The sequence below is a fragment of the Mesorhizobium sp. M3A.F.Ca.ET.175.01.1.1 genome (assembly GCF_004791945.1).
In the GTDB taxonomy this organism is placed as follows: Bacteria; Pseudomonadota; Alphaproteobacteria; order Rhizobiales; family Rhizobiaceae; genus Mesorhizobium.
Genome location: NZ_SRTP01000048.1, coordinates 1 through 653, shown reverse-complemented (window position 1 = coordinate 653; position 653 = coordinate 1). Strand labels below are relative to the sequence as shown.

Genomic DNA, 653 nt, shown 5'->3' with positions numbered 1-653 from the left:
ATTGGCGCCAGGAATATGCGGCGCTGAGCCTGGTCGACGACGAGGATCCGAGGAAGAAGTCGGAGCGGATCAAGAAGGGCCTCCAGCGCGCAGGCGAGCGGTTCCTTGGCGCGAAATGGATCGGGCGAGCGGAACCATATGTCTGGCTCACGGGCCGGCCGGTGCCCGGCTTCAAAAAGGCTGGCGACAATAACTTCGATTTCTCGTCGCTCTCGCGGCCAGAAGAAATGAGCGCCGGCATGACCGACGTCATCGATGGGGACATTCAACTGTGATGGCTCTCTCGACCGAAGAGATCACCAAGGTTGATCGGTTCATCCGCACCTTCGATCTCGGGCTCATATACATCATCGCCTCGGACGCCGGCGGCCCTGTCAAAATCGGGAAATCCTCGCTGCTCTCCGGCCGGCTCGATAGCCTCCAAATCGGCAACCCGAGCGAGTTGTTTGTCTATGCGGCATTCGTCTTCGATCGCGGCAAAGCGCATGCCGTTGAGCAGTTGCTCCACAGGGCGCTCGGGGCATCCTGGCTGAGAGGAGAATGGTATTCGCTCTCAGCCTCTGAGGCGAAATCGGCGTGCCGTCGCATTATCCGATATGGAGCAAACGGGACATCGCCGGGACAGAACCGGAAAAAAGCGACGAAACCCACGC

At 59.7% G+C, this 653-nt stretch carries 2 protein-coding genes; both read left to right on the top strand.

The window, feature by feature from the left end:
* Positions 1-275 (top strand): hypothetical protein (locus tag EN818_RS33010; protein ID WP_189523981.1); only part of this gene is annotated, 275 nt, incomplete at its 5' end.
* A partial coding sequence (locus EN818_RS30670) for a GIY-YIG nuclease family protein (RefSeq protein ID WP_135906576.1) occupies positions 275-653 on the top strand: 379 nt, incomplete at its 3' end. The genes EN818_RS33010 and EN818_RS30670, both read left to right, overlap by 1 nt.